Source organism: Candidatus Pelagibacter communis, assembly GCF_001179965.1.
In the GTDB taxonomy this organism is placed as follows: Bacteria; Pseudomonadota; Alphaproteobacteria; order Pelagibacterales; family Pelagibacteraceae; genus Pelagibacter.
In genome coordinates this window covers 87501-113190 of record NZ_CVSH01000052.1, presented here as the reverse complement: position 1 = coordinate 113190, position 25690 = coordinate 87501, and the positions used below count along the sequence as shown (strand labels likewise).

The 25690-nt window shown below is 24.1% G+C and carries 24 protein-coding genes (1 of these 24 running past the window's edge); 21 read left to right on the top strand and 3 right to left on the bottom strand.

The window, feature by feature from the left end:
• The first annotated feature begins 7 nt into the window (after positions 1 to 7).
• Positions 8 to 1270, top strand: coding sequence for an NAD(P)-binding protein (locus AMN73_RS02890; RefSeq protein ID WP_143323193.1), 1263 nt, complete (start codon positions 8 to 10; stop codon positions 1268 to 1270).
• Here the strand turns inward: AMN73_RS02890 and AMN73_RS02885 are convergent.
• Genes AMN73_RS02885 through AMN73_RS02875 form a run of 3 tightly spaced genes read right to left on the bottom strand, consistent with a single transcriptional unit; the run spans position 1265 to position 4123 of the window.
• Positions 1265 to 2197 (bottom strand): Gfo/Idh/MocA family protein, encoded by a 933-nt coding sequence (locus AMN73_RS02885; protein WP_075534778.1) that lies wholly within the window; start codon positions 2195 to 2197, stop codon positions 1265 to 1267. The two genes, AMN73_RS02890 and AMN73_RS02885, sit on opposite strands and share 6 nt — an antisense overlap.
• On the bottom strand, positions 2182 to 3390 hold the full coding sequence (locus AMN73_RS02880; protein WP_075534777.1) for a radical SAM/SPASM domain-containing protein: 1209 nt from the start codon (positions 3388 to 3390) through the stop codon (positions 2182 to 2184). Before AMN73_RS02880 ends, AMN73_RS02885 begins: the two co-directional genes overlap by 16 nt.
• 1 nt (position 3391) lies before the next feature.
• Positions 3392 to 4123, bottom strand: coding sequence for a class I SAM-dependent methyltransferase (locus tag AMN73_RS02875; RefSeq protein ID WP_075534776.1), 732 nt, complete (start codon positions 4121 to 4123; stop codon positions 3392 to 3394).
• 71 nt (positions 4124 to 4194) lie between these two features.
• On the opposite strand from AMN73_RS02875, the gene AMN73_RS02870 reads away from it, so the two are divergent.
• From AMN73_RS02870 to AMN73_RS02775, 20 genes are all read left to right on the top strand, one after another.
• Positions 4195 to 4956, top strand: a complete 762-nt coding sequence (locus AMN73_RS02870) for a GNAT family N-acetyltransferase (protein ID WP_082254579.1) — start codon at positions 4195 to 4197, stop codon at positions 4954 to 4956.
• Positions 4953 to 5591, top strand: a complete 639-nt coding sequence (locus tag AMN73_RS02865; protein ID WP_075534774.1) for a cytidylyltransferase domain-containing protein — start codon at positions 4953 to 4955, stop codon at positions 5589 to 5591. The genes AMN73_RS02870 and AMN73_RS02865 overlap by 4 nt, the downstream gene beginning before the upstream one ends.
• 1 nt (position 5592) lies before the next feature.
• Complete coding sequence (locus AMN73_RS02860) at positions 5593 to 6582, top strand: Gfo/Idh/MocA family protein (RefSeq protein ID WP_075534773.1); 990 nt, start codon at positions 5593 to 5595, stop codon at positions 6580 to 6582.
• Complete coding sequence (locus AMN73_RS02855) at positions 6579 to 7697, top strand: DegT/DnrJ/EryC1/StrS family aminotransferase (RefSeq protein WP_075534772.1); 1119 nt, start codon at positions 6579 to 6581, stop codon at positions 7695 to 7697. Before AMN73_RS02860 ends, AMN73_RS02855 begins: the two co-directional genes overlap by 4 nt.
• On the top strand, positions 7687 to 8697 hold the full coding sequence (locus tag AMN73_RS02850) for an NAD-dependent epimerase/dehydratase family protein (RefSeq protein ID WP_075534771.1): 1011 nt from the start codon (positions 7687 to 7689) through the stop codon (positions 8695 to 8697). Before AMN73_RS02855 ends, AMN73_RS02850 begins: the two co-directional genes overlap by 11 nt.
• Positions 8690 to 9676, top strand: coding sequence for an N-acetylneuraminate synthase family protein (locus AMN73_RS02845; RefSeq protein WP_075534770.1), 987 nt, complete (start codon positions 8690 to 8692; stop codon positions 9674 to 9676). The genes AMN73_RS02850 and AMN73_RS02845 overlap by 8 nt, the downstream gene beginning before the upstream one ends.
• An 89-nt stretch (positions 9677 to 9765) precedes the next feature.
• The gene (gene asnB, locus AMN73_RS02840; protein WP_075534769.1) at positions 9766 to 11610 is read left to right on the top strand and encodes an asparagine synthase (glutamine-hydrolyzing); all 1845 of its coding nucleotides are present in this window, start codon (positions 9766 to 9768) and stop codon (positions 11608 to 11610) included.
• Positions 11611 to 11650: 40 nt separating this feature from the next.
• Positions 11651 to 13459, top strand: a complete 1809-nt coding sequence (locus AMN73_RS02835) for an asparagine synthase-related protein (protein ID WP_075534768.1) — start codon at positions 11651 to 11653, stop codon at positions 13457 to 13459.
• Complete coding sequence (iolE, locus tag AMN73_RS02830; RefSeq protein ID WP_075534767.1) at positions 13456 to 14349, top strand: myo-inosose-2 dehydratase; 894 nt, start codon at positions 13456 to 13458, stop codon at positions 14347 to 14349. The genes AMN73_RS02835 and iolE overlap by 4 nt, the downstream gene beginning before the upstream one ends.
• A gap of 20 nt (positions 14350 to 14369) precedes the next feature.
• On the top strand, positions 14370 to 15197 hold the full coding sequence (locus AMN73_RS02825) for an SDR family oxidoreductase (RefSeq protein ID WP_075534766.1): 828 nt from the start codon (positions 14370 to 14372) through the stop codon (positions 15195 to 15197).
• A 61-nt stretch (positions 15198 to 15258) separates the two neighbouring features.
• The gene (locus AMN73_RS02820) at positions 15259 to 16407 is read left to right on the top strand and encodes a DegT/DnrJ/EryC1/StrS family aminotransferase (protein WP_075534765.1); all 1149 of its coding nucleotides are present in this window, start codon (positions 15259 to 15261) and stop codon (positions 16405 to 16407) included.
• Positions 16407 to 17552, top strand: a complete 1146-nt coding sequence (locus AMN73_RS02815; protein ID WP_075534764.1) for an iron-containing alcohol dehydrogenase — start codon at positions 16407 to 16409, stop codon at positions 17550 to 17552. Before AMN73_RS02820 ends, AMN73_RS02815 begins: the two co-directional genes overlap by 1 nt.
• Positions 17553 to 17554: 2 nt before the next feature.
• Positions 17555 to 18565 carry a Gfo/Idh/MocA family oxidoreductase gene (locus AMN73_RS02810; protein WP_075534763.1) on the top strand — a complete coding sequence of 337 codons (1011 nt, stop codon included), beginning with the start codon at positions 17555 to 17557 and terminating at the stop codon, positions 18563 to 18565.
• Between the two features lie 16 nt (positions 18566 to 18581).
• On the top strand, positions 18582 to 19685 hold the full coding sequence (locus AMN73_RS02805) for an N-acetyl sugar amidotransferase (protein WP_075534762.1): 1104 nt from the start codon (positions 18582 to 18584) through the stop codon (positions 19683 to 19685).
• Between the two features lie 2 nt (positions 19686 to 19687).
• A complete protein-coding gene (locus AMN73_RS02800; RefSeq protein ID WP_075534761.1) occupies positions 19688 to 20038 on the top strand; it encodes a hypothetical protein in 351 nt (116 codons plus the stop codon).
• A 1-nt stretch (position 20039) separates the two neighbouring features.
• Positions 20040 to 20852, top strand: a complete 813-nt coding sequence (locus AMN73_RS02795; protein WP_075534760.1) for a class I SAM-dependent methyltransferase — start codon at positions 20040 to 20042, stop codon at positions 20850 to 20852.
• A 1-nt stretch (position 20853) separates the two neighbouring features.
• A complete protein-coding gene (locus AMN73_RS02790) occupies positions 20854 to 21957 on the top strand; it encodes a hypothetical protein (RefSeq protein ID WP_143323192.1) in 1104 nt (367 codons plus the stop codon).
• A complete protein-coding gene (locus tag AMN73_RS02785; RefSeq protein WP_075534758.1) occupies positions 21954 to 23081 on the top strand; it encodes a 6-phosphofructokinase in 1128 nt (375 codons plus the stop codon). Before AMN73_RS02790 ends, AMN73_RS02785 begins: the two co-directional genes overlap by 4 nt.
• A complete protein-coding gene (locus tag AMN73_RS02780) occupies positions 23078 to 25141 on the top strand; it encodes a hypothetical protein (protein ID WP_075534757.1) in 2064 nt (687 codons plus the stop codon). The genes AMN73_RS02785 and AMN73_RS02780 overlap by 4 nt, the downstream gene beginning before the upstream one ends.
• Positions 25141 to 25690, top strand: the 5' portion of a protein-coding gene (locus AMN73_RS02775; protein WP_075534756.1) for a glycosyltransferase family protein. It continues 176 nt past the right edge of the window; 550 of the gene's 726 nt are visible here — the first part of the coding sequence; the start codon lies at positions 25141 to 25143; its stop codon lies beyond the right edge, outside the window. Before AMN73_RS02780 ends, AMN73_RS02775 begins: the two co-directional genes overlap by 1 nt.

The window sequence follows — 25690 nt, the reverse complement described above, 5'->3', positions numbered from 1 at the left end:
CATGAAAATGAAAATTTTACGATCTTCTTTGAATAAAAAAAGTAAAAAAAAAATACTTTTAATTGGAGGTGGTTTGTATGGCTGCCTCCTAGCATATCAATTTTCAAAAAAAAAAAATTACGAGGTTATATTGGTTGAAAAATCTAATAAACTTTTAAGTTCATTTAATTCTATTTCTATAAAAAAACTAAATATTAACAATGGATTTCATGGCATTGAAATTCCAAGATGTAATGATCTTTTAGATTTTATTAAAAAAAAATTAAAGATGAAAATGATTGTAAGAAACAAAATACAAAAGCTTTTAATTTATAGATCAATGATTGACTTTAAAGATGGTATCGATAAATGGCCAAAAATTCTTTCAAATGATTTAAAAAAAAAATTTAATGTTAAAAATTTCAAGATCGCAAGTTATTTTAAAAATGACTTTAAAAAACTCATTAAACTATGCTCTAAAAGATATAGTAATAATTTTAAAAATTGTTATCAATTTTTTATACCCTGGTTTTTACCAAGAGAGTATAAAATTTCTAATTTAAGAGATGAGGGTGATTTATTTAGAGAGAAAGTGAGGAATAATAAAGTTTTATTTAAATATGCTCAACCAAAGGAGAAAATATTTCAGATATTTCAAAAGAAATTTTATAATTTTTTAAACAATGTTGGTGTTAGAATTTTTTTTAATACTCAAGTTAGATTAGAAAAAAATAATATTAAAATACTAGAAAGCAATCAAAGTAAAACTTTGTCCTATGATTATTTTGACAAAATTTTTTATTGTACTCACTCTCCTTTTTTGTTGGAATATTCAAATGTAAAACATCTTAAAAAACTTAATAATTATAAAAAGTTTATGATTAATTTAATAATGAAAGTTAATACAAGAGTTAATTTTACAGAGATGATATGTTTAAATAATTCATTGCCTAACCTTAATAGGATATCTGTATTAAGCTCCTCAAAAAATTATAGTAATCTTCAATTAGAAATTATTCAAACCGATATGGTAATTTCAAAAGAAACAATTGCTTTATACAAAAAAGAAATAAAGGCTATCTTTAAACTAAAGAAAAATCCTCAATACTATGGTCATAAAATGTCCAGATTGGTTTTTTATCCATCAAAAAACTGGAAAGAAAAAGCAGCTAAATTTATTAAAAATTGGAAAGAAAAGAATAATTTAAAAATATTTTTAAGATATGATTTATTTGGAGCAATAAATATGGCTAAATGCTGGAATTACGCAAAAATTGACTCGAAATTATAAAATTAATTTATTAATTTTTAACGAGTCATAAAATTCTTTTTTTGAGAATTTTCTCTTTTCATTTATTTGTTTAAAAAAATAATCAATACTTAGTTTTAGTGACTCATTATAATCTTTTTTTTCATCTAAAATTTCTTTCTTAATCAATTTTGGTTTTTTTAAAAAATTGTCCTTATCAATGTTTAATGCAGGACCTCTAATCTCAATTTTATCCTCATCCTGTAAGATTAATCCATTTTTAAATATAAAAGTTTTTTTACTTATTACTGGACTAGTATAAGAGCAGACAACATCTATCACAGCATTATTATGTGTCTGCAAACTTAGATTACAATTATCATAACTATTTCCAATCTTGCTTAAATTTTTTAGTTCAAAGTTTTTTATTTTTTTAATTTTAAACAAATAATTGATTAGATCTATCCAATGTATAGCTAGCATTTCGAAAACACCCGTCGGACACTTTTTTTTATCAGCTCTCCAGCTATTTTTATAAATATCTTTAAAAGCTAAACCATGACCAGAGATAATATTTGAATATATTAATTTTCCCAAACCAAATTTTTTACTTTCTGATAAAATTTTTGATATACGACTGAATCTAAAGTTAAAGTTAAAATAGATTTTATTGGAGTTAATTTTTTTTAATTTATTCAATTCTTTAAGATTATTTGTCGGTGGTTTTTCGCAAAATATATAACTATTCTTACAGAATTTAGATATATAATAAAAGTGGGTATTGTTTGGTGATATAATGAAAAAAATCTTATATTTTTTTAAATTCTCTAAATTCTCTTTTTTATAATTTTTTTTTGATTTTGGCTTAAAAACAATAAAATTAATTTTTTTTTTTTTTAGAATTTTTTGAATCCTTTGTGAGTGTACTCCATTACCTATTATACAAATTTTCTTTATGTACTTAGACATCTATTGCATGGCTCAAGTTGTGATCTTTTCTTTTGCTGATGAATTTTTCTTAATTTGTTATAGTTATCTGAATTCCAGATTGATTTAATACTATGATCTTTAATATTCCATTTGCTTAATAATGACTTGTAATCATGATCACATGGATTTACCTTCCCATCCCACCAGACAAACATCCTTCTATATAATTCGGTACAAGGTTCCTCAATTTCATTAATAGGATTTTCATAAGAACTTTGCCATGGATCATAATTAACCAAAGTAATTTCATCAGCAAACTCATTATAGAATTTGTTCATTTCCTCAACATTTTGATCAGTATTAATTTTTACTCCAGAAATTCTTACTCTAATTTTAGAGTTACTATAATTTTTTTCTCTTATATTTTTGAGTAATTCTAAATTTTTCATTATTTTATCAAATTTTGCGTTAACTCTAATTTTTTCATAAGTTTCTTTATTCTTTTCGTCAATTGATAAAACTAAAGTTTCTAAATCTGAAGATAAAAGCATATTTATTTTTTGCTCATTTAATAAGGTTGCATTAGTGTTGAGTTTAAGAGCTAAAAATTTTCCCTCACAATATTTTAAAAATTTATCTAATTCCTTATGAAGAGTAGGCTCACCTCTCGATGCAAATGTAACTGCTTCTATTTTTCCTTCAATTTCATCAACTACTTTTTTTAAAATATCTAGACTCATATAGCCCATGTGCCCACCAGATTTTTTTGAGAAGGTTCTGTCAGACTGATAACACATTATACATCTCAAATTACAAATTGATGTTGGTTCAATTTGTATATTAGGGGGATAATCATCTAGTTTATGAAGTGAGGGAAATTTGTTATATTTATACCTATAATATATATATCGAACAATATCTTTATCTTCTAATTTAAAAAATTCAGTTATTTCTTGTTTTGAAATTATAAAATCCTCGTTATTTAAAATTTCACCCTTTAAAATTTTAGAATAACTATTTAAAACAATTAAAATCGTATCCTTTTTAATCTTTTCTAAATTTTTTGAATTTTGAAAACATTTGCTCAATCTATCAAAGATTTTTTTATTAATGTCCTGTTTTGGCAATAGATAAAGATTTTTTTTATTACTTGTATTTATAAAGTTTTCTGGCTTTATATCTTTTTTTTTCTTTTCTTTTGGGAATATATTTATAATTTGGTCTTTGCTCATATTATATTTTTATTATTGGATGTGTAAATTTTGATATTTTTTTCAAAATTGAGTCTCCCCATAACATTGAATCTTTATTTTTAATTTTTATATTCTGCATTTTATCAGAAAAATAAATGTTATTATAAATTTGCTTATATTTCCCTGATTTGAGAAAAAAAGATTTGTGACCATCCTGATATTTAAAATTGAATATTTCTTTACCTCTCCAATGGTGATTTGGATGAGCAAAATTTTTTTTTGGCATAAAGTCTCTAAAAAATATTATTCCATTAGGTTTAAGAATCCAATCAATTACTCCAAATGTTGGTAATATCACATCTCTATCTATCCACGACAAAACATCATCAAAAATAATTATATCCATTTTTTGAAAAGTATTTTTTGAAAAATTAAAAAATTTTGATTTTAAAAGAGTTTTATTTTCTAACTTTAATGAAAAATATTTTTTTGCAATTTTACATGCCTTTTTTGATGGTTCAACACCGTAAACAGCACATCCATGTTTTTTCTTGATAAAACTTAGGAGATCACCAAAATAACAACCTACCTCTAGAACTTTAGTTTTTTTTTTAATTTTATATTTTTTATTGATTAAATTATATATTTCTTCTTTTCTAATTCTAATTTTTTTAGACTTAAAGTTGTCTAAAAATTGATTGTTTAATTTTTTATTCCTTTCAAAAAAAGAGTCTGACTCTACCGTTAAATAAAAATTATCTTGTTTTGTCATATTAATATAAATATATGTTATATCTGTTAAGTAAACATAAGTTTTACATAATATAGTTGACTGTTCAATAAATGAACAGTATAAATTTTCTCAGAATTAATGATCGCTATCTTGCCCTACAAATTAAAACATATTCAAATTTAATAATGTTAAATAAGGATAATTTTTTAACTCAAATAACTGGGAAGGAAATTTATAAGTCATTTAAGAAAAATGATTTATCTCAGAAGAATTTACAAAAACCCTTTTTTGTTCATTTTAAATTAAAAAAACCAATATCAAAGAAGAAAATACAAGAATTTAATCCTCATTTTTTTTGTAAACAAATTAATTTTAAAAAAAAATATCAAAAAAAAAACCTTAAAATTTATCAAGACTGTCGTCCTTCGACAAAAAAAGATAGATTTGAAATACTTAAAATTTGTAAAGAAAACACATCCAACTCTAGATTCGTTAAAGACAGTTTTTTTAGAAAATTATTAAAATACCCCTTAAGATATTATTGGTTAGAAAATTCTTTTAGAAATAAACCGGGAAAATTTTTAATTGTATGCCTTAAAAATAAAAAAATTGGTGGGTTTTGTCTTTTACAAAAAATAAAGAAAAAATTAAATATAAATATAATTTGTACTTCGAAGAAATTTAGTAACCAAAAAATTGGTTCATCAATAATTGCATACGTAAATAATAAAATTATGAAAAAATATAAGATACATTTGTATGCTGGTACTCAAGATTATAATACTCATGCCTTAAGTTTTTATAAAAAAAATAAATTTATTCACATGTCTACAAATTATATTTATCATATTAAAAATAAGGGAAATAAATGATTGTATTTATTCAGGCAAGATCAAACTCTAAAAGATTTGATAAAAAAGTTTTAAAAATTATTTATGGACTACCTCTAATTATACATGTCGTAAATAATGTAAAAAAATCAAAATCAGTAAAAGATATAATAGTAGCTACATCAAATAATAGTTTAGATAACAATTTAATAAAATTATTAAAAAATTTTAAAATAAGATTTTTTAGAGGTGAACTCGAAAACGTTGTTTTAAGATTTGTTAGATTAGCAATGAAAATTAAATGTAAATATTTTATGAGAATTAGTGGAGATAGTCCTCTAATAGATAGCAAAATAATAGAGTATGCAATAAAAATTCACAAAAAAAATAAAAACTTTGATATTATCACAAATGTTTTTCCAAGAACTTTCCCAAAAGGTCAGTCAGTTGAAATCATTAAAGTACAAATATTGAAAGATTATATTAACAAAATGTCGAAAAGTGATTTAGAACATGTGACAAGGTATTTTTATAAAAATAGTAGTAAATTTAAAATAAAGAATTTTAAAAGCAAAAATAAAAAAAAAATAATGAAATTATCAGTTGATACAATTTCGGATTTTATAAAAATAAAAAAAAAGATAGATAAAAGAAAATTTTTAAATTTTGGTTTATAATATGGTTATTAAAGCAGGTATAATTGGGACTGGAATTGGATTAAAACATTATGAAGCCATTCATAATTTTAAAGGAAGTAAAGTTAAAACGATTGTAGAAATAAATAAAAAAAAAATCGTTAAATTGAGGAAGAAATTTCCCAATTTAAAAATTTCTAATAATGAAAATGATATTTTTAACGATAAGGATATTAATTTAGTTTCTATAGCAAGCTATGATAATTATCATTTTAAACATATTTTAAAAGCCATGAAAAATAATAAAAATATTATAGTGGAAAAGCCAATGTGCCTTAATATTCAAGAACTTAAAATAATAAAAAATATGCTAAAAAAGAAAAGAATTAAAATGATTTCAAATTTAGTTTTAAGAAAAAACTCATTATTTAAAAAATTAAAAAAAATTGTTAAAAATGACAAGATCTATTACATTGAAGGTGATTACTTATGGGGAAGAAAATCTAAGCTTTTTGAATGGAGATCTAAGGTCAAAAATTATACCTCAACGCTAGGAGCTGCAATACACATATTTGATTTAATATCATGGATTACGGGACAAAAACCGGTTTCTGTAATGACTTTTGGAAATAATATTGCCTGTAATAACACTGTTTTTAAGAAAGAGTCTTTCTTAGTTTATATTTTAGAATTTAAAAATAATCTTATAGCAAAAGTTACAGCTAATCTTGCTTGCTCTTACAAACATTTTCATGAGATTAAAATATTTGGAGAAAAAAATACTTTAGTACATTCCCTTCCATCTACATATAAATTTACATCAAAAAAAAAAACGAATATTTTAAAAAAAATAAAAAACAGTTATCCAGAAAATTTTAATAAAAAAAAATTAATTCAAGATTTTATTCAAAATATTAATAAGAATACAGCTAGTATAATGTCTCATCAGGATCAATTTGATTTAATGAGCCTATGTTTTGCTGCAGACAAGTCTTTTAAAAATAATAAAAAAGTTAAAATAAAATACATATGAAAGTAAAATTTTCTAAAAAAAATATTTCAAATAAGTGTCTATCAGACATTAGCAAAATAATAAAAAGTGGATGGCTTACACATGGTAAATATACAAAATTATTTGAAGAAAAGTTTAGGAAATATACTAATTCTAAGTATTCGTTAACAGTATCTAGTTGTACAGCAGGGTTGCACTTATCTTGTATAGCGGCAGGCTTTAAACACGGTGATGAAATAATAGTGCCTGCAATGACACATACGGCAACTGCACATGCAGTTGAATATACAGGTGCAAAAGCAGTATTTTGTGATGTTGATTTAGTTTCTGGTAATCTTACAATAGATAACTTAAAGAAAAAGATTTCAAAAAAGACAAAAGGAGTAATCTTAGTTCACATGAATGGGGGTCCATGTGATTTTGAACAGATTAAAACTTTTTGTGATAAGAAAAAAATTAAAATAATTGAGGATTGTGCTCATGCCCTTGGTACAAAATATAAAAATAAACATGTTGGAAATTTTGGATTATCAGGATCATTTTCATTTTATCCGACAAAACAAATAACTACTGGTGAGGGTGGAATGATTATAACTAATAATAAAAATTTTTTTAAAAGTATTAAAAAACTTAAAGCATTTGGCATAGACAAAGATATTGGAGAAAGAAAAAAACCAGGTGAATATGATGTTAAAATGTTAGGTTTTAATTACAGAATGACCGATTTTCAATCTTGCTTAGGATTAGACCAGCTACAATCATATAAGAAATCATTAGGTAAAAGACAAAAGATTGCAAAAAGGTATTATCAAAATTTTTGTAGAAGTAATAAAATTGGACAATTAAAGTTTTCAAAACAAAACTCATATTTTATTTATCCAATTTTTGTTAAAAAGAGAGATAAATTAATTAAATTATTAAATAAAATTCATATTGGGTTTAGTATACATTATCCAAAAATTATTCCGCTTATGAGCTATTACAAAAATAAATATAGAAATAAGAAGAGTGATTATACAAACGCAATTAATTATGCAAATACAAATATATCTCTTCCAGTGTATCCCTCACTAAAAAATAAAGAGGTGGATTATATTTCAAAAAAAATATTAACATTTATAAATAATGAAAAATAAAAATGTTCTTTTGGTAGGTGGATGTGGTTTTATTGGTCATAACCTGGCTTTAAAATTGGTCGAAAAAAACTACAATGTTTCTATTGTTGATAGCTTGGCTGTAAACAATCTTCTCTCATTTACAGATAATTCTATAGTAAACAAAAATCTTTATAGAAGTATTTTAAATAATAGAATTAAATTATTAAATAATAAAAAAGTAAATTTATTTATTGAGGATGCAAGAAACTACCATGCAATATCCAAGCTTTATGAAAATATTAATCCTAGTATAATCATTCATTTGGCTGCAGTTTCACATGCTAATAAATCAAATAAAGACCCTCACTCTACATTTGATCATAGTTTAAGAACTCTAGAAAACACTTTAGATTTTTCCAAAGATAAAAAAACTCATGTTATATATATGTCTTCAAGTATGGTTTATGGAGACTTTAAGTCAGAATCTGTCAATGAAGATGAAACTTGTAAGCCAATAGGTATCTATGGAAGTTTAAAATACTCTGGTGAAATAATATTAAAATCTTATAACAAAGTATTCGATTTACCTTATACTATAATAAGACCTTCTGCTTTATATGGAGAAAGATGTGTTAGTAGAAGAGTGGGACAAGTATTTATTGAATCTGCTCTTCAAAATCAAAAAATATCGATTAATGGGGATGGGAATGATAAATTAGATTTCACTTATATCGACGATCTTGTCCAAGGTATAATGTTGTGTTGTGAAAATGAAAAAGCGAGAAATGAAACCTTTAATATTACATATGGAAATGCAAGAAAAATTAGTGAACTTTTGTCAATCCTGAAAAGTGAATTCAAGGATGTTGAGGTAAGCTATGTACCAAAAGAAAAATTTGTTCCAGAAAGAGGAACTTTAAATATTAGTAAGGCTAAAAAGTTACTCGGTTATAAGCCGTCTTACTCGATTGATACAGGATATAAAAAATATATAGAATGGTATAAAAATTTTTATAAGAGTGCTTTAATAAATGAGTAATTTAGTAAAACCTTTCATAATTGCAGAGGTTGGGAATAATCATGAGGGAAGATTTGAGATTGCAAAAAAATTAATACTAAAAGCTTCACAAGCTGGAGTAGATGCGGTTAAATTTCAAACATTTACTACTGAAGACTTTGTAAATGGCAAAAACAAAAAAAGGTATAATCAATTAAAAAAATTTCAATTTTCAAGGGAGCAATTTTACAAATTATCAAAAATTGCTAAATATAAAAATTTAAAGTTTATCTCAACACCTTTAGATATAAAAAGTGCTGAATTTTTAAATTCTATTGTAGATTTATTTAAAATTTCATCTGGTGATTTAACTTATTTTGATCTCATAAAAAAAGTAATTTCATTTAAGAAAAATACTATTATTTCCACAGGATGTTCAACGATAAAAGAAGTCAAAAACACCTTTGAATTTATAAAAAAAAATAAATTTCCAATTAATAAACTAAGTTTTTTACACTGCGTTTCCATGTATCCTGCGCCAATTTCAAATGTTAATTTAAGCACAATTAATTATTTAAAAAGAAAATTTAATATTAAAATTGGATATTCAGATCACACTATTGGTTACGCTATACCAATTCTATCAGTATTTTATGGTGCACAAATTGTGGAAAAGCATTTTACGCTAGATAATAACTTTTCAAAATTTAGAGATCATAAGCTATCTTTAAATCCTGAAGATATGAAAAATATGGTTAATATTTTAAAGAACTTAAATACAATTGAGGGGAAAAAAACAAAAATTCTTTCAAAAGATGAAAGGGTAAATATTTTTAATTTAAGGAGATCTTTTTATCTCAGAAACAATATAAATAAAGGCACAGTTTTAAAACAAAGAGATTTAAAATTTGTGCGTCCATTTAATAGAAATGGAATTACAAATAAAAACATTATTATTAATAAAAAATCAAAAAAAAAAATTGGAAAGAATACATTAATCAAGAAAAACTACTTAATATGATAAAAGTTCTAATTTTAACTGCAGACACTGACCATCATAATTCTCTAGATTCTGATCTTTTCAATTTGAGTAGGATACAAATTTAATAAATGTGTGGTATTGCGGGATATATTGGTAGAAAGAAATTGCCTCAAGTGTTTATCAAAAATACACTAAGAAAGATGTCGAATAGAGGCCCAGACAATCAAAATTTTTTTTACTATCAAAATGATAATGGTTATAATATTTATCTATTATCATCTAGATTAAGTATTGTTAATCAAGATCAGAATTCCAATCAACCTTTTAGAATAAATGAATATATTATTGTGTATAATGGTGAAATTTACAATTTTTTAGACTTAAGAAAAAAGCTTATTAAAAAAGGGATTAAAGTCAAAACCTCTTCTGATACTGAAGTAATTTTACATTATTTTATTTTGTATGGTGAAAAATGTTTGAAATACTTTGAAGGTATGTGGAGTTTTGTAATTTTAAATATCAAAAACAATAGAATATTTTCTTCTCGAGATAGATTTGGAGAAAAACCTTTATTCTATCTTGAAAACTCTACAAAAGACTTTTATTTTGGATCTGAAATAAAATTTATTCAATCTCTTTGTGACAAAAAAATTAATATAAACTTAAACCAATTAACAAATTATTTAAATTTTGGGTATAAGTCTCTTTATAAATACAATCAAACCTATTTTCAGAATATCAAAGAATTCCCAAAGAGATCTTATATATATTCAAGAATTGGGGAAAGATTATTTTTTAGAAATTATTGGAAATTAAAATTTTTAGAAAATGATAAGATTAGTGAGTCTGAAGCAATTAAAGAGACGAGACTTAAAGTAATAGATAGTATTGAAAAAAGAATAAATGCTAATGTGCCAGTTGGTATTTGTCTGAGTGGTGGAGTTGACTCATCAATAATTGCATCAGTGACAAAAAAAATTCTAAATAAAAATATTAAAACTTATTCTATTTTAGATAATGATGTTAGATACAACGAAAAAAAAAATATTAAGCTAATCATTAATGATTTAAATGTAAAAAATACTTCTATATTATTAAAAAAAGAAAAAAATTTTGAAAGATTAAAAAAATTAATAGAATATAGAACAGCTCCAGTTGCAACAATTAGTTACTATAATCACTCGCTAATGCTTGAGAAAATGAAAAAAGATAAAATTAAGGTTGGAGTATTGGGCACTGCAGCTGATGAAGTATTTGGAGGTTACTACGACCATTTCCTTCTACAATTGTCTGTGTTGAAGAGAAATAAAAAAAATAATAAAATATTTAATTCTCAAAAATTATTTTTTAATAAATTTGCAAAAAATTTTATAAGAAATCCTCTTTTAAAAGATCCATATAAATATATTAAAAATCCCAAATCACGAGAACATATATTTGATGAATATAAAAAATTAGGTGAATTTCTTATATCTAAATCAAATAAAAAGTTTTCAGAAATTAAGTTTACCAATGATTTATTAAGAAATAGAATGCTTAACGAATTAAATATCGAGACAACTCCTGTAATTCTTAATGAGGATGATTTAAACTCAATGAATTATTCTATTGAAAATAGAAGCCCATATTTAGATAGTAGACTCGTCGAATTTGCATATACGCTACCTTCAAATTTATTGTTAAAAAATGGTTACAATAAATACTTACTTAGACAAGCTTTTAAAGATGTTGTGTGTAAAAAAGTAATATTAGATAAAAAAAAAATTGGTTTTAATTCATCAATTAACGACATTTTCGACTTAAAAAATAAGTATATAATTAAACAAATTTTAAATAAAGATTCCCCAATTTTTGAATTCGTAAAATATGAAAAATTTAAAGAAGTTATTTATCAAAAAAATTATGAAAATTATCTAAGTAAATTTATTTTTTCTTTCATAAATACAAACATCTTTTTACAAAAGTTTTATTAAATAAATGCAAACATCTTTTTACAAAAGTTTTATTAAATAAATGCAAAATATATATGTCATTAAAAAAGGTATAAATAATATTAATATAAATGGGTATGAAATATTTTCAAAATCAAACTTAAAAATTTATAAATTTAAAGAAATTCATAATGGTATTAAAAGTAAACAGGAATTTTTCATAAAAAAAGATATTTTATTTTTCTTAGATGGTTTTTTGGAAGATGTAAATGGAGGAAAATTAGATCTAAAAAGTGCTTTTAAAAATTTTAATTTATTTGAAATTAATAAATTAAAAAAAATTTCAAAATTTTTTAAAGGAAGTTTTAATCTAATGGTTCATGACTTTAAAAAAAACATAACCTTTATTTGCAGAGATATTGATGGATTGCTTCCATTGTACTATAGAACAATAAAGGATAACTTTATAATATCAAATTCTCCAGAAGAATTAAAATTTAATTCGGAAATTAATAAAGATTTTTGTAAAAATTATTTATCATTAAGATACAATTTTGTATACGGAAATAATGAAACTTTTATCAAGCAAATAAAATTTTTAGAAGCATCAACCTATATTTTAATTAGGGGAGATAAATTATATAAAAAGAGATATTGGGATAAATTTCTTGATAATAAGAAAAATTATAATTTACCGTATGATAAGGCTAAATTTATCTCGATGAATTTGATGAAGAAAACATTTAAAGAATGTAAATATAATTTAAATAATACTATTTTAGCTTTAAGTGGTGGTTTAGATTCTACAACAGTTGCAGCTGTTTTTAAAAATATAAAAAAACCATTGAAATCTTTTACGGCATATTATCAATCCAAAAATATATTAAATGAGATAATTCCAGCTAAAGCTGTTGCCAAAAAAAATTGTAAAAATTTTGTTAGAATAAAAATAACATCTAATGAATTTTTAAAAGATTGGAAAACCTGTTATGACTACTTCAGCTTTCCTCTTTGTACAAGTTCCTTCATGGGTTATTTTATTCTTTACAAAAAAATAAAGAAGCTAGGATATAAAAATATAATAAATGCTGGTAATGCAGACCATTATTTTTTAGGAAATTTTCCAGGATTTAAGTATTTTTTAGCTGATCTTTATTTTTCAAAAAATAAAGATCTTAAGCATGAGTTGAGCTCTTGGATCAAGAACTTTTCAACTAAAGAATTTCCAAAAAATAAGAATATTTTTATGAAAATAATTAAAGATGAAAAATTCAAGATTAAAAAAAATAAATATTTTATTGCACCTAAGCCCGAACTAGTTGGTAAAAAATTTCTTAATAGGTCTAAAATTTCTTTAAAAAGTAAAAATAGATATTCAGGATCAAGTTTTATGGATGCATATTTAAAATTTGCTCTTTGGAACTCAGAACGACAGCCAGGCTTATTACCATTTTCTGAAATTGAGAGAAAAACAGGAATTTTATCTAAAGATCCTTTTAGCAATACAAAACTAAAGGAATTTTTTTTCAATTTAAATATAAACTATAAAATAAAAGATGGTTATGGAAAAAGAATTCTTAGGGATCTAATGCGAGATTATCTCCCAAGTGAGGTGATTAATAATAAATCAAAAATTGGTTTTAATGTTCCTTTTTTTGAGTGGATTAAAAGTAACAAAAAATTTAGATTATTTGTTATAAAACAACTTAAACTATTTAAAAAAACACCATTCAGTCCTCTGATTAAAATTGATCAATTAATTTTAAAAATTAATAGTAAGGAAAAAATTACAATAATACCAGGTATTGAAATGCTTATTTGGCAGATTACAAACTTAAATATGTGGCTTGATCATCCTAAAAATAAATTTATTAAGAGAATTTATAAATGAAAAGAAATCTAATTAAGATAGGTATAGCGCCTATTGCTTGGTTAAATGATGACATGCCAAATTTGACCTCTCATATATCTGTTAATCAGTGTTTAGAGGAAATAAATAAGTGTGGATATAAAGGTGTTGAAAATTGTGGCTCTTTTCCAAAAAAAACTTTTGAAATTAAAAATCTTTTAAAAAAATTTAATTTAAAATTTTCTGGAGGATGGTACAGCGGAAGTTTACTAAGTATAAGTGTAAATGATGAATTTAAAAAAATGAGCAATATACTAAAAGTATTTAAAGATATGAATACTAAAAATATTGCTTTTTGTGAGTGTACTAGATCTATTCAGTCAAAAAATATAAGTCTATATAAAAAACCAATATTAAAGATGAACGAAAGGATTTTGTTTTTTAAAAAATTAAATGAATTATCTCAAAAAGTTTATGAGAAATTTGGTGTTAACATAAGTTATCATCATCATATGGGAACTATAATACAGAATAAGAATGAAATAGATATGCTTCTAAGTTCTACATCCGATCATGTAAAATTACTTCTAGATACTGGTCATCTTCTTTTTGCTAATGAAAACCCTCTAGAAATTTATAAATTATATAAAGATCGTATAACCCATTATCATTTTAAAGATGTAAGAAAAAAAATTATAAAAAATTGTATCAAAAAAAAATATTCTTTTAGAGAGTCGTTTTTAAATGGAGCTTTTACAGTGCCTGGTGATGGTGACTATGATTTTTCTAGATTATTAAATTATTTGATAAAAGATAAATACAAAGGATGGATTATTGTTGAGGCAGAGCAAGATCCTAAGAAATATTCACCGTATAAGTTGTCATTAAAAGGCTATTTATATTTAAAAAAATTATTGAATAAAAATAAATAAAGTAGTAAAAAATTTTACTTATGGATCAAGATTTAAAAAATAAAACAGCAATTGTAACTGGAAGTACGCAAGGTATTGGGTATGAATTATCAAAATTATACATCGAAAGAGGTCTTAAAAACTTAATAATTGTAGGAAGAGACGAAGAAAAAGGGAAGAAAGTAGAGGATGAATTTAATTCAAAAAATTGTAAATGTATTTTTGTAAAAGCGGATTTAAAAAATGTTAGTGAATGTAGGAGTATTGTTAGAACTGCTGACGAAAATTTTAAAAAAGTCCATATTTTAGTTAATTGTGCTGGAGATACCAGAAGAGCTACAATTCTTAGTACAGATGAAAAGTTTTTCGATGAAATTATATCAGTAAACTTAAGAGCTCCATTTTTTTTAATGCAGGATGTAATTAAAATTATGAGAAGAGAAAAAATTAAAGGATCAATTGCAAATTTAATTACAATGTCTTCACATAGTGGTCATGTTTTTAAAGCCCCCTATTCTGCTTCAAAAGCTGGTTTGGTTAATTTGACTAAAAGCGTAGCTTGGGCATTGGCTAGGGATAATATAAAAGTAAACGGATTAAATTTAGGATGGACACATACGCCGGGAGAGGAAAAAACTATGGAGAGGTATGTAACTAAAGATAAAAATTGGCCAACCAATATAGGTAAAGATTTGCCATGGGGTCGTTTAATTCAACCAGTAGAAGCTGCAAAAGCATTAGCGTTTATGACCTCTAATGAATCTGGTTTAATGACTGGTAGTATAATTGATTTTGATCAAACTATTTCAGGATGGTATGCTGATTACTATGCTCCACCGAAATTAAAAGACACAGATTTAGGCATATAATATTTATTTAAATAATAAAAACATTGACTGTTCAAATAATGAACAATAGAATGTTCAAATAATGAACGTCAAAAAAAAATCTCCTTTTGGGCAATTTCCTGGTGGAAGACATATTGGTAAAAATGAAATCATCAATGTTAATAAGGTTTTAAAATCAAAATCTCCATATAGGTTTTCAGGTTTAAAACTTCAGATGTATTGTAATAAACTTGAAACTGAAATGGCTAAATTTGTTAAAAAAAAACATTGCTTAGTTGTCAACTCGGGAACTGCAGCTCTTCATTGCGCATTACATGCTATAGGTGTTAAACCTGGGGATGAGGTCATAGTTCCAGCTTATGGTTGGAGTGCAGATTTGATGACTATTGTGATGATGGGTGCGGTACCAGTAATTGCTCCAGTATCAGACGATGCTAACCTTGATCTAAATAAAGTAAAAAAATGTGTCTCAAAAAAAACCAAAGCTCTAATTGTAATTCATATGCGTGGTTATCCTTGTGATTTTAGATCAATCAAAAATTATTTTAAGAAAAAAAATGTAGTAATTATTGAAGATTGCAGCCAATGCTTTGGAGGGGTTCTTAACAAAGTTAGGGTTGGAAATCAGGGAGATATTTCAACAATGTCTTTTCAGTATAACAAAATGATAACTGCTGGAGAGGGTGGTGCCTTGATGACAAATTCAAAAAAGTATCTGGAGAAAAGTGTAAGGTTTCATAACTTAGGAATGAACAGGAAGGTGGGTGAAGATCCCACTAAAACTAATGATCCAATAGGTCCAAATTCTATTACCTCTTGTGGTTTGAACTATAGAATGTCTGAAATAACAGCAGCAGTTGCATTTGCTCAATTAAAAAAAATAAAAAAAATAATAAATGGTTGTGAAAAAAATTGGAATACAATTTATAAAAAACTCAGTATTCTTAAAGAAAGTAATTTAATTTCTTTTAGAAAATTAGATAAGAAGTCAAATACAAATTATGCTTTTTTAGGTTTTAATAGACAGGAGGGAATATCCCACTCAAAGATTAAAAAAATACTAAAAAAAAATAAAATAAAATTTGAGCACGTTAATTTAAAAGACTCTCATCATTTTGAAATTTGGAAGTTTTTTTTAAAAAGAGAAAAATTCAAGTTTAAAGACTTCTCTGATAAAAGAAGCAATATTAACCTGGATAAAAATTATTTTTGTGAGATTTCATCAAATTAATGAAAAAAAAATCTAATTTAAAATTAATTTATAAAAATAGTGAAAATTGCCAGATTTTTTTTAATAAAAATATTTTTTTGAAAAAAAATATAACTCAAATTTTAAAACCTATAACAAAAAAAAATCCTGTATTTGTTTTTGTTGATAAAAACTTACACCAAAAAATGAACCTAAAACTATATTGTAAAAAACTAGAGAAAGAACTTGGTGCAGAAGTTTTTTCTATAAAAGGAGGAGAGCAGGTCAAATCACTATCTTATTTCAAAAAATATATAGACAGAATTTTTAGCTCTGGTGTAACTGCTAATAGCTTTATAATTGCTATTGGTGGAGGTACTATAATTGACCTCGCTGGCTATATCTCATCAGTAATTTACAGAGGAATAAACTTTATATCTATACCAACAACTTTACTTGCATCAGCAGATGCTGCAATATCCTGTAAAAATGCTTTAAACTTAAGAGGTGGTAAAAATCAAATTGGATCATATGCTTTACCAAAATACGTTTTTATTGAGACCACTTATATTTATAACTTTCTACCCTCAAGGTATTTTTGGGACGGATACGCAGAAATAATAAAGCATGGAATTGGTCATTCAAAAAAATTACTAGATCATTTGAAATTAAATAAATCAAAATATTTAAAAAAAAAAGTAATTAAAAATTTAAATGAAATTGAAGATAATGAATTTAAAGAGGATATTACTAAAGTTCTCAAATTAGCTATTAAGAGTAAAGTAGATTTATTTAATGAAAAAAATAACGAACTTCAGCCAGTATATCATTTTGGACACACTATTGGGCATGCTATAGAAATTGCAACAAAACACAAATGTTTACACGGTGAGGCTATAACAATTGGCATGCTGATCGCTCTAGAAATTTCAATAAAAAAAAATAAATTGAATAAAGGTATTTTGATCCTCAGTAGAAAATTATTTAAAAAGTACAATCTGCCAATAACATTAGATAAAAAAATATTTAATAAGAAAATTTTTTTAAAAGCAATGCATAAAGATAAAAAATATTTTAATAAAAAAAATTATTTTATTTTAATGAATCGGTTATTTAAAATTAGCAATAAATTAATTTCTATTGATGAAAATTATTATTTAAACTTACTAAAGAAATACATTGTGTAAATATGAAAAAAATTAAAATCGCTATTTTTGGTTTGGGTAGAATTGGTGGAACTCATTTAAAAAATATTCTTAGTCATCCAAAATGTGAGATAAAGTATATATTTGACCCTAACTTAGATAAAGTAAATTTTTTTAAAAAAAAATACAATGTAAAAGTAGCTAAAAATAGTTCAGAAATTTTTAAAGATAAAGCAGTAGATGTTGTTTATATTTCATCATCTACAAACTCACACTTAGATTTAATTATAAAAGCCATCAAATCAAAAAAATTTATTTTTTGCGAAAAACCAATTGACCTAGATTTAAACAAGATAAATAAGTTTAAAAATATTTGTAATAATTATAAGAAAACTCTCCAAATAGGATTTAATCGTAGGTACGACCCATCTATATCTAATTTAGTGAATAAGTGTAAAAAGAAAAAAATAGGAAATATTGAAAAAGTAATAGTTACCAGTAGAGACCGATCTGCTCCATCTAAGGATTATATAAAAGTAAGTGGTGGGATTTTGAGAGACTGCTCAATTCATGATATTGACCTTATTAATAATATTTTTGATAAAGATAAAATAAAAGAAGTTTTTTGTTATGCATCTAATTTGTTTGATAAGAATATCAAAAAGTTAAATGATCATGATACAGTTGTGTCTATTTTTAAAACCTATAAAGGTAAAATAGGTATAATTAATAATTCTAGAAGATCTGTTTATGGTTACGACCAAAGAGTTGAAGTTTTTGGGAGTAAGGGTATGTTGCAAATGAAAAATATTAATGAAAATAATATTTTGGAGTATAATTCTAAATCCACTGAATCAAAACCAAAGCATCTTAATTTTTTTTTAGAGAGATACTCAGATTCATTTAAGATACAACTAGATGATTTTATTAATTCGGTGGTAAAAAATAAAAAGGCAAGAGTTTCATTTGAAGATTGTAGAAAAACTTTAATCATTTGTGAAGCTTTATATAAATCTATTAAAATGAGAAAATCTATTAGAGTTAATATTAACTAATTTTAGTATTTTATTTATGATACAATGGTGCAAAAGTTGCGTTTTACCAAATACAAGACCAAATATTGTGATTGATAGAAATGGTATTTGCAATGCATGTAACTTTCATAGAAAAATTAAAAATAAAATTAATTGGTCTAGGAGAGAAAATGAATTCAAAACTCTTTGTAAAAATATAAAAAAAAAAAATAAATCTAATTATGATTGCATTGTTCCAGTATCTGGGGGCAAGGATAGTTTTTGGCAAATTAAAAAGTGTATTGAATTTAATTTAATTCCTTTGGCTGTTACTTGGAGAACACCAGTAAGAACAGAGATTGGGGATAGAAATTTAAAAGCATTAATTAAACTTGGTGTAGATCATATTGAATGGCAGATTAACCCCGTTCATGAAAAAGAGATGTTATATAAATTTTTTTGTAAATATGGGAGCACAGCAATTCTTATGCATAATGCTATTCATAGCATTCCTCTTAAAATTGCAAATAAATTTGGTATCAAATATATATTTTGGGGAGAGAATTCTGCAGAGGAGTACGGTTTTTCAAATAAGAAAAATTTGGGGAAAAAGATGAGTAAATCCTGGATTAAGGAATATGGAAATATATTCCCAAATAATAAATTATTTGAAAAAAAAGATTTAAAAAAAAATTTAAGCTATAATTCTTTTAATAAAAAAAATAATTCAAAGAGTATTTTTATGGGATACTTCTTTAATTGGGATCCTAAAATTACCTATAAAAGTGCCAAAAAGTCAGGTTTTAAAAGTTTAATAAGTGGTCCAAAAACGGGTATTTATAATTTTGCTGATATTGATGATGATTTTATATCAATTCATCACTGGTTAAAGTGGTATAAGTTTGGTTTCACCAGAATTTTCGATAATTTGTCAATTGAAATAAGAAATAGAAGAATGACTAGAGAAAGAGCTATTAAGATAATTAGTAAAAGTAATCCTAATCCACCAATTAATGATATTAAAAAATTTTGTAAGTATATAAATATTTCAAAAAAAGAATTTTTTAATATCGTAGAAAAGTTCAGAAATAAAAAAATTTGGAAAAAAAGTAAAAGTAGTTGGTATATAAAAAACTTTATAATTAAAAATTATCACTGGTAAAAATGAAAATAACTAAAATAAAAAGATCATTCAAAGTTAAAAATGTTAAGCTATCGCATGTTGCAAATGTAAAACTTAAAAACAATAATTTTGTAACTTTTTTAGATGGAAAAAAACAAATTGACTTTACAAAAAAAAATTGGGGTTATTACCCATTTCCATCAATAAATTCTAGACTCAAAAAAAATTTTTATAAAGCAGTATTAGTAATGAATCGTGATGATAAAAAATTTTTTATTCTTTTAGTCAATAAAAATAAAATCTTATCTTTTAAAAAGTATTTGAAAATAAATAAATCGAAAATTGTTATGTGGTTTGATGAAAAAGGCCTAAGGAAATTGACGTCTAAATAAAATGAAACTAAAAGCAAAATTAAAATGTTGTGAGAAAAAAGATTTAATTAAAGCATTTGAATATAGAGAAAAACCATTGTTTGAGACAGATTTTAATATAAAAAATTATAACAGATACTATAAAAAATGTAAAAATTGCGAGCATTATTTTTCTTTTTTAGATTTCGATATTAATAAAATCTACAAAAAAACCTATTCTGAAAAGACTTACGGAAATTCAAAAAAGATTGAAAATACTTTCAAAAAGATAATAAGTTTTCCCAAACATAAATCAGACAATAAAAATCGAGTATTAAGATGCACCAAATTTATAAAAGGAAAAAAATTTTTAGATATTGGATCTGGAATGGGTGTTTTTCCATTTGAATTAAAAAAAAAGATCAAGAATTTAAAAATGAATTTACTGGAAAAAGACAAAAATTTAATAAATTTCTTAAATAAAAATTTTAAAAATGAAAATATAAAATCTGATATAAATTATTTTACTAAAAATAAATCATATAATAAATTCTTTGATTTTATTTCAATTAATAAAGTATTAGAGCATTTAGAAAATCCAGAAATAATATTAAAGAAGGTAAAGAAACTATTAAGTAATAATGGTGTCTTATACATAGAAGTTCCAGATGAAAAAGCCTCAATTGCGGGAGGACTAAGAGAGGAATTTTTTATTGAGCACTTGCATGTTTATTCCTTAAAATCGCTTAAAAATACCTTAAAAAAAATTAAATTTAAAATACTTCAAATAAAAAGTATTAAGGAAAAAAGTGGAAAATTTACAATATTTGCTTTTTGTAAAAATATTAAAAATTAAAATGATAAAAAAAAATATAATAAAAATTCAATTTCTTAAAAGATTGTTTATAAAATTTAAATTATTTATTTTTTTATTAAGGCTTTTGTTTACAAGGCAGAAAAAAATAAGGTTTTTATTATTTGATACTCTTCATCTGAAACAATTTTTTGATCAGGATAATTGGGAGGATATATTAGTTAATCATCCGAAAAATAAACCTATTATTAATTTTAAAAGTATATCAAATGAAACTGCTCTTTTGGTTCCGGGACGATTAAGATGTTGGGAAAAGTCTAAAGAATTAATCTACTCTATTGCTGAAAAAAATAAAGTTTTTATAATGACTGATGATAGTGACAAAAAAATTGTTAATTGTATTAATCACAAAAATATATCTGCGATAAATATAGATAATTCAATTTATAGAGCAAGTCACAATAAAATTCCCAATCTAGTATTAAGCCAGTTTTTTAAACTAAAATGTGTAATTGAAGAAATTTATAAATTTGAAAAATTAAACTCCTTTTTTTTTAAAAATTTTATAAAAGTAAGAACAGATTTCTATTACTTTAATTCAGAAAATTTGATGGATATGACGAGAGAAAATAATGAAAACTGCTTATTTTCACAAAGTGATTTACATTTTAGTGGAAGAAGAGAATTTTTTTTACCTTTAAAAAATTTTTACGAATTTGCCGAATGGTCTTATTTAAATGATTTTCATAATCTTAAGTATATGCCAATAAACCCAACGCAAATTATAAATTCTGATCCAGGATCTACTAGATTTGCATGGTTAAAATTTCCAAAAAAAATTGTTGAGACATTAGATAAAAGACCACCAAGTGAATATTTATATCAGAAAATAAAAAAAAATTATGAAGATGCTCTAAAATATAAATATGATGAAAAAGACGAATTTAAATTAACCGGAGCAGCTGATTATCCACCTACAGAGCAAAGTTTTGCGTCTTATTTAAATCTTTTAGGAATGCCATGTAAAACTCATTTAAAATTTTTGGGATTTATAATGAATAATCCTGATAAACAAAAAATGAAAATTGAGTGGGGAGATCAATACAGAGGTGAAATGGAAAATTTAAGAAAAAAGGATAATAAATGAGCAGTTTACTCATTTTAATGTCTGGCGGAACAACACCGGTTATCAATTCTACTCTTATAGGTATTTTGAAAGTTCTTAAAAAAAAAAGAATTAAAGTTTTTTCCGGAATGCCAGGTCTTGATGGTGTTCTTAATGATCAATTTTTAAATTTATCAAATCTTTCTCAAACTAAGATAAGACTTTTAAGAAATACTCCAGGCTCACATTTTACTGGAACATCAAGATTGAAAAAATTAACTAATTCTGAAATTTTAAAATTAAAATCAATTTTTTTAAAAAAAAAAATTTCTAAAGTAATCAATATTGGTGGTAATGGTACTTTAAAACAATCAATAGATCTATCTTTAAGATTACCAGAGGTAAATTTCATATCTTGTCCTAAGACTGTTGATAACGATCTGGGAGACAATAATTTTAATAAAATGCTTTATAATCCAGGATTTATTACATGTATTGAGATTTGGAAATTTTTTTTAGAGATGATTAATATTGAAAATATTGGAGCAAGCTCTCACGATAAAATTATTATTTCCCAAACTTTTGGAAGAGAAACTGGATTTATATGTGGCTCAATAAGATATTGGGATAAGAAAAGAAAACTTCCAATTATGCTTCTATTACCAGAAGATAAACAAAATTTTAATAAAATTTATTATCAGGCAAAAAAAATATTAAAAAAAAAGAAACGATTAATGATTTTCATGTCTGAAGGTTATGAAATTGGAAATATAAATCCAAAAAAAGATAAAAGTGGTCAAATAATGTATGGATCCAGTGGTAATACAAATTGTCAACTATTGAATAATAAGTTTATTGCAAAAGGAGTACAATCAAGAGTATTTAATCCAACAATTTTACAAAGAGTTTTTAAATTTTATAAAAATAAGCTTTGTGAAAAAGATAAAAAGATTGCAGAAAAAATTGGTGAAACCGCTGCAAATACATTATTAAATGATAAAAAATCATATCTAATAGGTTTTTCTAAAAATCATAAAATAGACTTAATTAAGTATGAGGATTGTAAAAATTTCAGCAGAAATATGCCAAATAAATTTATATTAAAAAATAAGTTTGATGTTTCAAATGTTTATTTAAAATATTTAGAAGAGGTCATTAAAAGATGAAAATTGGAACAGCGGTTCTTGCATATAATCGTCCAAAACATTTTAAAAAAGTTTTACAAGCCATTATTAAAGAGAAAGTAAAAGAATTAAGTGTTTATATGGATGGACCTGAAAATCTTGTTATAAAAAAAAATCAAACAAAAATCAAAAATCTAATAAATAATTCAAAAAAAAAAATAAAAATAAAACTTATTCACCAAAAAAAGAATTATGGTTTGGCTCATTCAGTTCTTAATGCTGTAAAAACAGAATTAAAAAATAATGAAGCAATAATATTAATAGAAGATGATTGTGTTCCACAAAAAGGATTTTTTAAATATATGAATACATCCTTAAAAAAATATAAAAATGAAAGAAAAATTAAAAGTATCTGTTCATATAACAATTTAAATGTAGCTAATAAAAAAAAAACTTTTTTTTTAAAACGTTTTAATCCTTGGGGATGGGCAACTTGGAGAGATAGATGGTTAAAATTTAATCCTGATATTAAATTTGCTATAGAGCAACTTCGGTCTTTTGGAAAGATAAATAAATTACCTTTAGATCTTAAAACCTATTGTAAAAATAATAGTATACTTGAGGGCAAACAGGATATTTGGAGTTTATCATGGACTCTTTTTCATTATTTCGATGATGCTCTTGTACTTTATCCACCAATTTCATTAATAAAAAATATTGGGTTTGATGGGACTGGCATTCATTGCACTAAAACAAATGTTTTTAATATAAAAAATAGTTTGATAACAACAAAAATATCTTACCAAAAAAATATAAAAGTACATTTATTAAACGAGCTTAAAAATGAAAGTTTTTTAATTGAAAACTCATCAAAAACTTTTTTCACAAATAAAAAGTTTGACAGTATCCAGCCATATAATTTGATCAAAAAATCAAACGATTTATCTTACGATCAAATAAACTATTATTTAGAGCGTTTTGTATTTTCAACTCAAGTAGTTGATATACACACTCATCTATATCCCTCTAAATTTAAGAAATTTTATAAAAGTGGTTTAATTGAACTTTTAAATTATCATTATCTAGTTGCTGAATATTTATCATCATCTAGATTTGATCCATCTAAATTTTATAAATTAAGCAGTTTAAAGCGTGCAAGAATTATATGGGATGGTTTATTTTTAAAAAGGATACCTTTATCAACTTCTGCTATGGGTATACTCAAAATTCTTGAAAAATATGAAATTAAAATAAATAAAACTTCATTTGAAGATGTCTATAGTGAGTTTAGTAAAAATAATCTCTCAGAAACAGATATCTTTAACTTGTCAGGTGTTAAAGAAGTTGTGATGACAAATAATCCTTTTGAAAAAGAGGAGTATAAGGTCTTAAGTGAAAATAAAGATAGAAGATATAAAATATCTATTAGACTAGACGACTTATTTACAGATAAAGTTAATTTTTTTAATAAATTGAGTATTATAGAATATTTAGGAAGATTGATAAAAAATTATAAACCAGTTTACTTTGCTATTTCAACGAATAATTTTGAAGAGCTAAGCTTAAAAAACTATTTTAATGATGTTCTTGGAATTTTAAAAAAATTTAATATCCCTCTTATGATACTAATGGGTGTTAAAAGAAACGTAAATCCACAGTTCAAGTTAGCTGGAGATGGTTTAGGAGCACCGAATCTTGAGACATTAGAGGGAATTCTAAGAAAAAATCCAAAAAATATTTTTCTTGTAAGTTGCTTAGACTATTCAGATCATTTTAGACTTAACGTTTTAGCTAGAAAATTTTCAAACTTAAAAATATTTGGCTACTGGTGGTTCACAAACCAAGAGAGTATAATTAAAAATATTCTGCAATTAAGAATTGAAATGCTTAATGATAATTTTATTCCACAACATTCAGATGCAAGAGTAATTGATCAATTAATTTATAAATGGAATGACTTTAGAAATTATTACGTAGAAGTTTACTCAAAAAAATATAAACAATTAATTGAAATTGGTCATAAAATAAAAGCAGAAGATTTAGATAAAGCTGTCTACAATCATTTTGTGGAAAAACCAACAAAATTCATTAATATAAAATAGTGAACTGGATTTTCCCAATAGCTGGAAAAGGATCAAGAGTAAAAAGTTTAGGCTCTTTTAAACCTTTTATAAAAATTAAAAATAAAACAATTATTGAATATTTTTTATATAATTTAAAAAAAAAAATTAAAAAAAATGATAAACTTCATTTTATAACAACTCATGAATACGAAAAAAAATATAAGGTTGAATTGGTAATAAAAAAAATTTTAAGAAAGATTAAATGTCCATGTAAAGTAAATAATACAATTATTAAGGGCACTACTAATGGACCGGGTATCACAGTTCACAGAGTTCTAACGAAATTAAAAAATAACGAACCTTGTATAATTATAAATCCTGATCAAGTAGTGGATTTTTACCTTCCAAAAAAAATCAATAGCAATAAGGTTTATATACCAATTCATTTCAATACTCATGGTAAGTCGAGCTACGTAGATATAAATCGAAAAGGGAAAATAATTCGAATTTTAGAAAAAAAATTAATAACTTATTACGCAAGTAGTGGAGTATATATTTTTGGTTCTGTTAAAAATTTAAAAAAAATTT

Coding starts and splice junctions, on each gene's coding strand:
- AMN73_RS02880 (WP_075534777.1), bottom strand. CDS start 3,390: ATGAGCAAAGACCAAATTATAAATATATTCCCAAAAGAAAAGAAAAAA.
- AMN73_RS02860 (WP_075534773.1), top strand. CDS start 5,593: ATGGTTATTAAAGCAGGTATAATTGGGACTGGAATTGGATTAAAACAT.
- AMN73_RS02875 (WP_075534776.1), bottom strand. CDS start 4,123: ATGACAAAACAAGATAATTTTTATTTAACGGTAGAGTCAGACTCTTTT.
- AMN73_RS02820 (WP_075534765.1), top strand. CDS start 15,259: ATGAACGTCAAAAAAAAATCTCCTTTTGGGCAATTTCCTGGTGGAAGA.
- iolE (WP_075534767.1), top strand. CDS start 13,456: ATGAAAAGAAATCTAATTAAGATAGGTATAGCGCCTATTGCTTGGTTA.
- AMN73_RS02825 (WP_075534766.1), top strand. CDS start 14,370: ATGGATCAAGATTTAAAAAATAAAACAGCAATTGTAACTGGAAGTACG.
- AMN73_RS02785 (WP_075534758.1), top strand. CDS start 21,954: ATGAGCAGTTTACTCATTTTAATGTCTGGCGGAACAACACCGGTTATC.
- asnB (WP_075534769.1), top strand. CDS start 9,766: ATGTGTGGTATTGCGGGATATATTGGTAGAAAGAAATTGCCTCAAGTG.
- AMN73_RS02885 (WP_075534778.1), bottom strand. CDS start 2,197: ATGTCTAAGTACATAAAGAAAATTTGTATAATAGGTAATGGAGTACAC.
- AMN73_RS02855 (WP_075534772.1), top strand. CDS start 6,579: ATGAAAGTAAAATTTTCTAAAAAAAATATTTCAAATAAGTGTCTATCA.
- AMN73_RS02790 (WP_143323192.1), top strand. CDS start 20,854: ATGATAAAAAAAAATATAATAAAAATTCAATTTCTTAAAAGATTGTTT.
- AMN73_RS02780 (WP_075534757.1), top strand. CDS start 23,078: ATGAAAATTGGAACAGCGGTTCTTGCATATAATCGTCCAAAACATTTT.
- AMN73_RS02805 (WP_075534762.1), top strand. CDS start 18,582: ATGATACAATGGTGCAAAAGTTGCGTTTTACCAAATACAAGACCAAAT.
- AMN73_RS02865 (WP_075534774.1), top strand. CDS start 4,953: ATGATTGTATTTATTCAGGCAAGATCAAACTCTAAAAGATTTGATAAA.
- AMN73_RS02845 (WP_075534770.1), top strand. CDS start 8,690: ATGAGTAATTTAGTAAAACCTTTCATAATTGCAGAGGTTGGGAATAAT.
- AMN73_RS02815 (WP_075534764.1), top strand. CDS start 16,407: ATGAAAAAAAAATCTAATTTAAAATTAATTTATAAAAATAGTGAAAAT.
- AMN73_RS02800 (WP_075534761.1), top strand. CDS start 19,688: ATGAAAATAACTAAAATAAAAAGATCATTCAAAGTTAAAAATGTTAAG.
- AMN73_RS02795 (WP_075534760.1), top strand. CDS start 20,040: ATGAAACTAAAAGCAAAATTAAAATGTTGTGAGAAAAAAGATTTAATT.
- AMN73_RS02870 (WP_082254579.1), top strand. CDS start 4,195: ATGAACAGTATAAATTTTCTCAGAATTAATGATCGCTATCTTGCCCTA.
- AMN73_RS02850 (WP_075534771.1), top strand. CDS start 7,687: ATGAAAAATAAAAATGTTCTTTTGGTAGGTGGATGTGGTTTTATTGGT.
- AMN73_RS02835 (WP_075534768.1), top strand. CDS start 11,651: ATGCAAAATATATATGTCATTAAAAAAGGTATAAATAATATTAATATA.
- AMN73_RS02810 (WP_075534763.1), top strand. CDS start 17,555: ATGAAAAAAATTAAAATCGCTATTTTTGGTTTGGGTAGAATTGGTGGA.
- AMN73_RS02890 (WP_143323193.1), top strand. CDS start 8: ATGAAAATTTTACGATCTTCTTTGAATAAAAAAAGTAAAAAAAAAATA.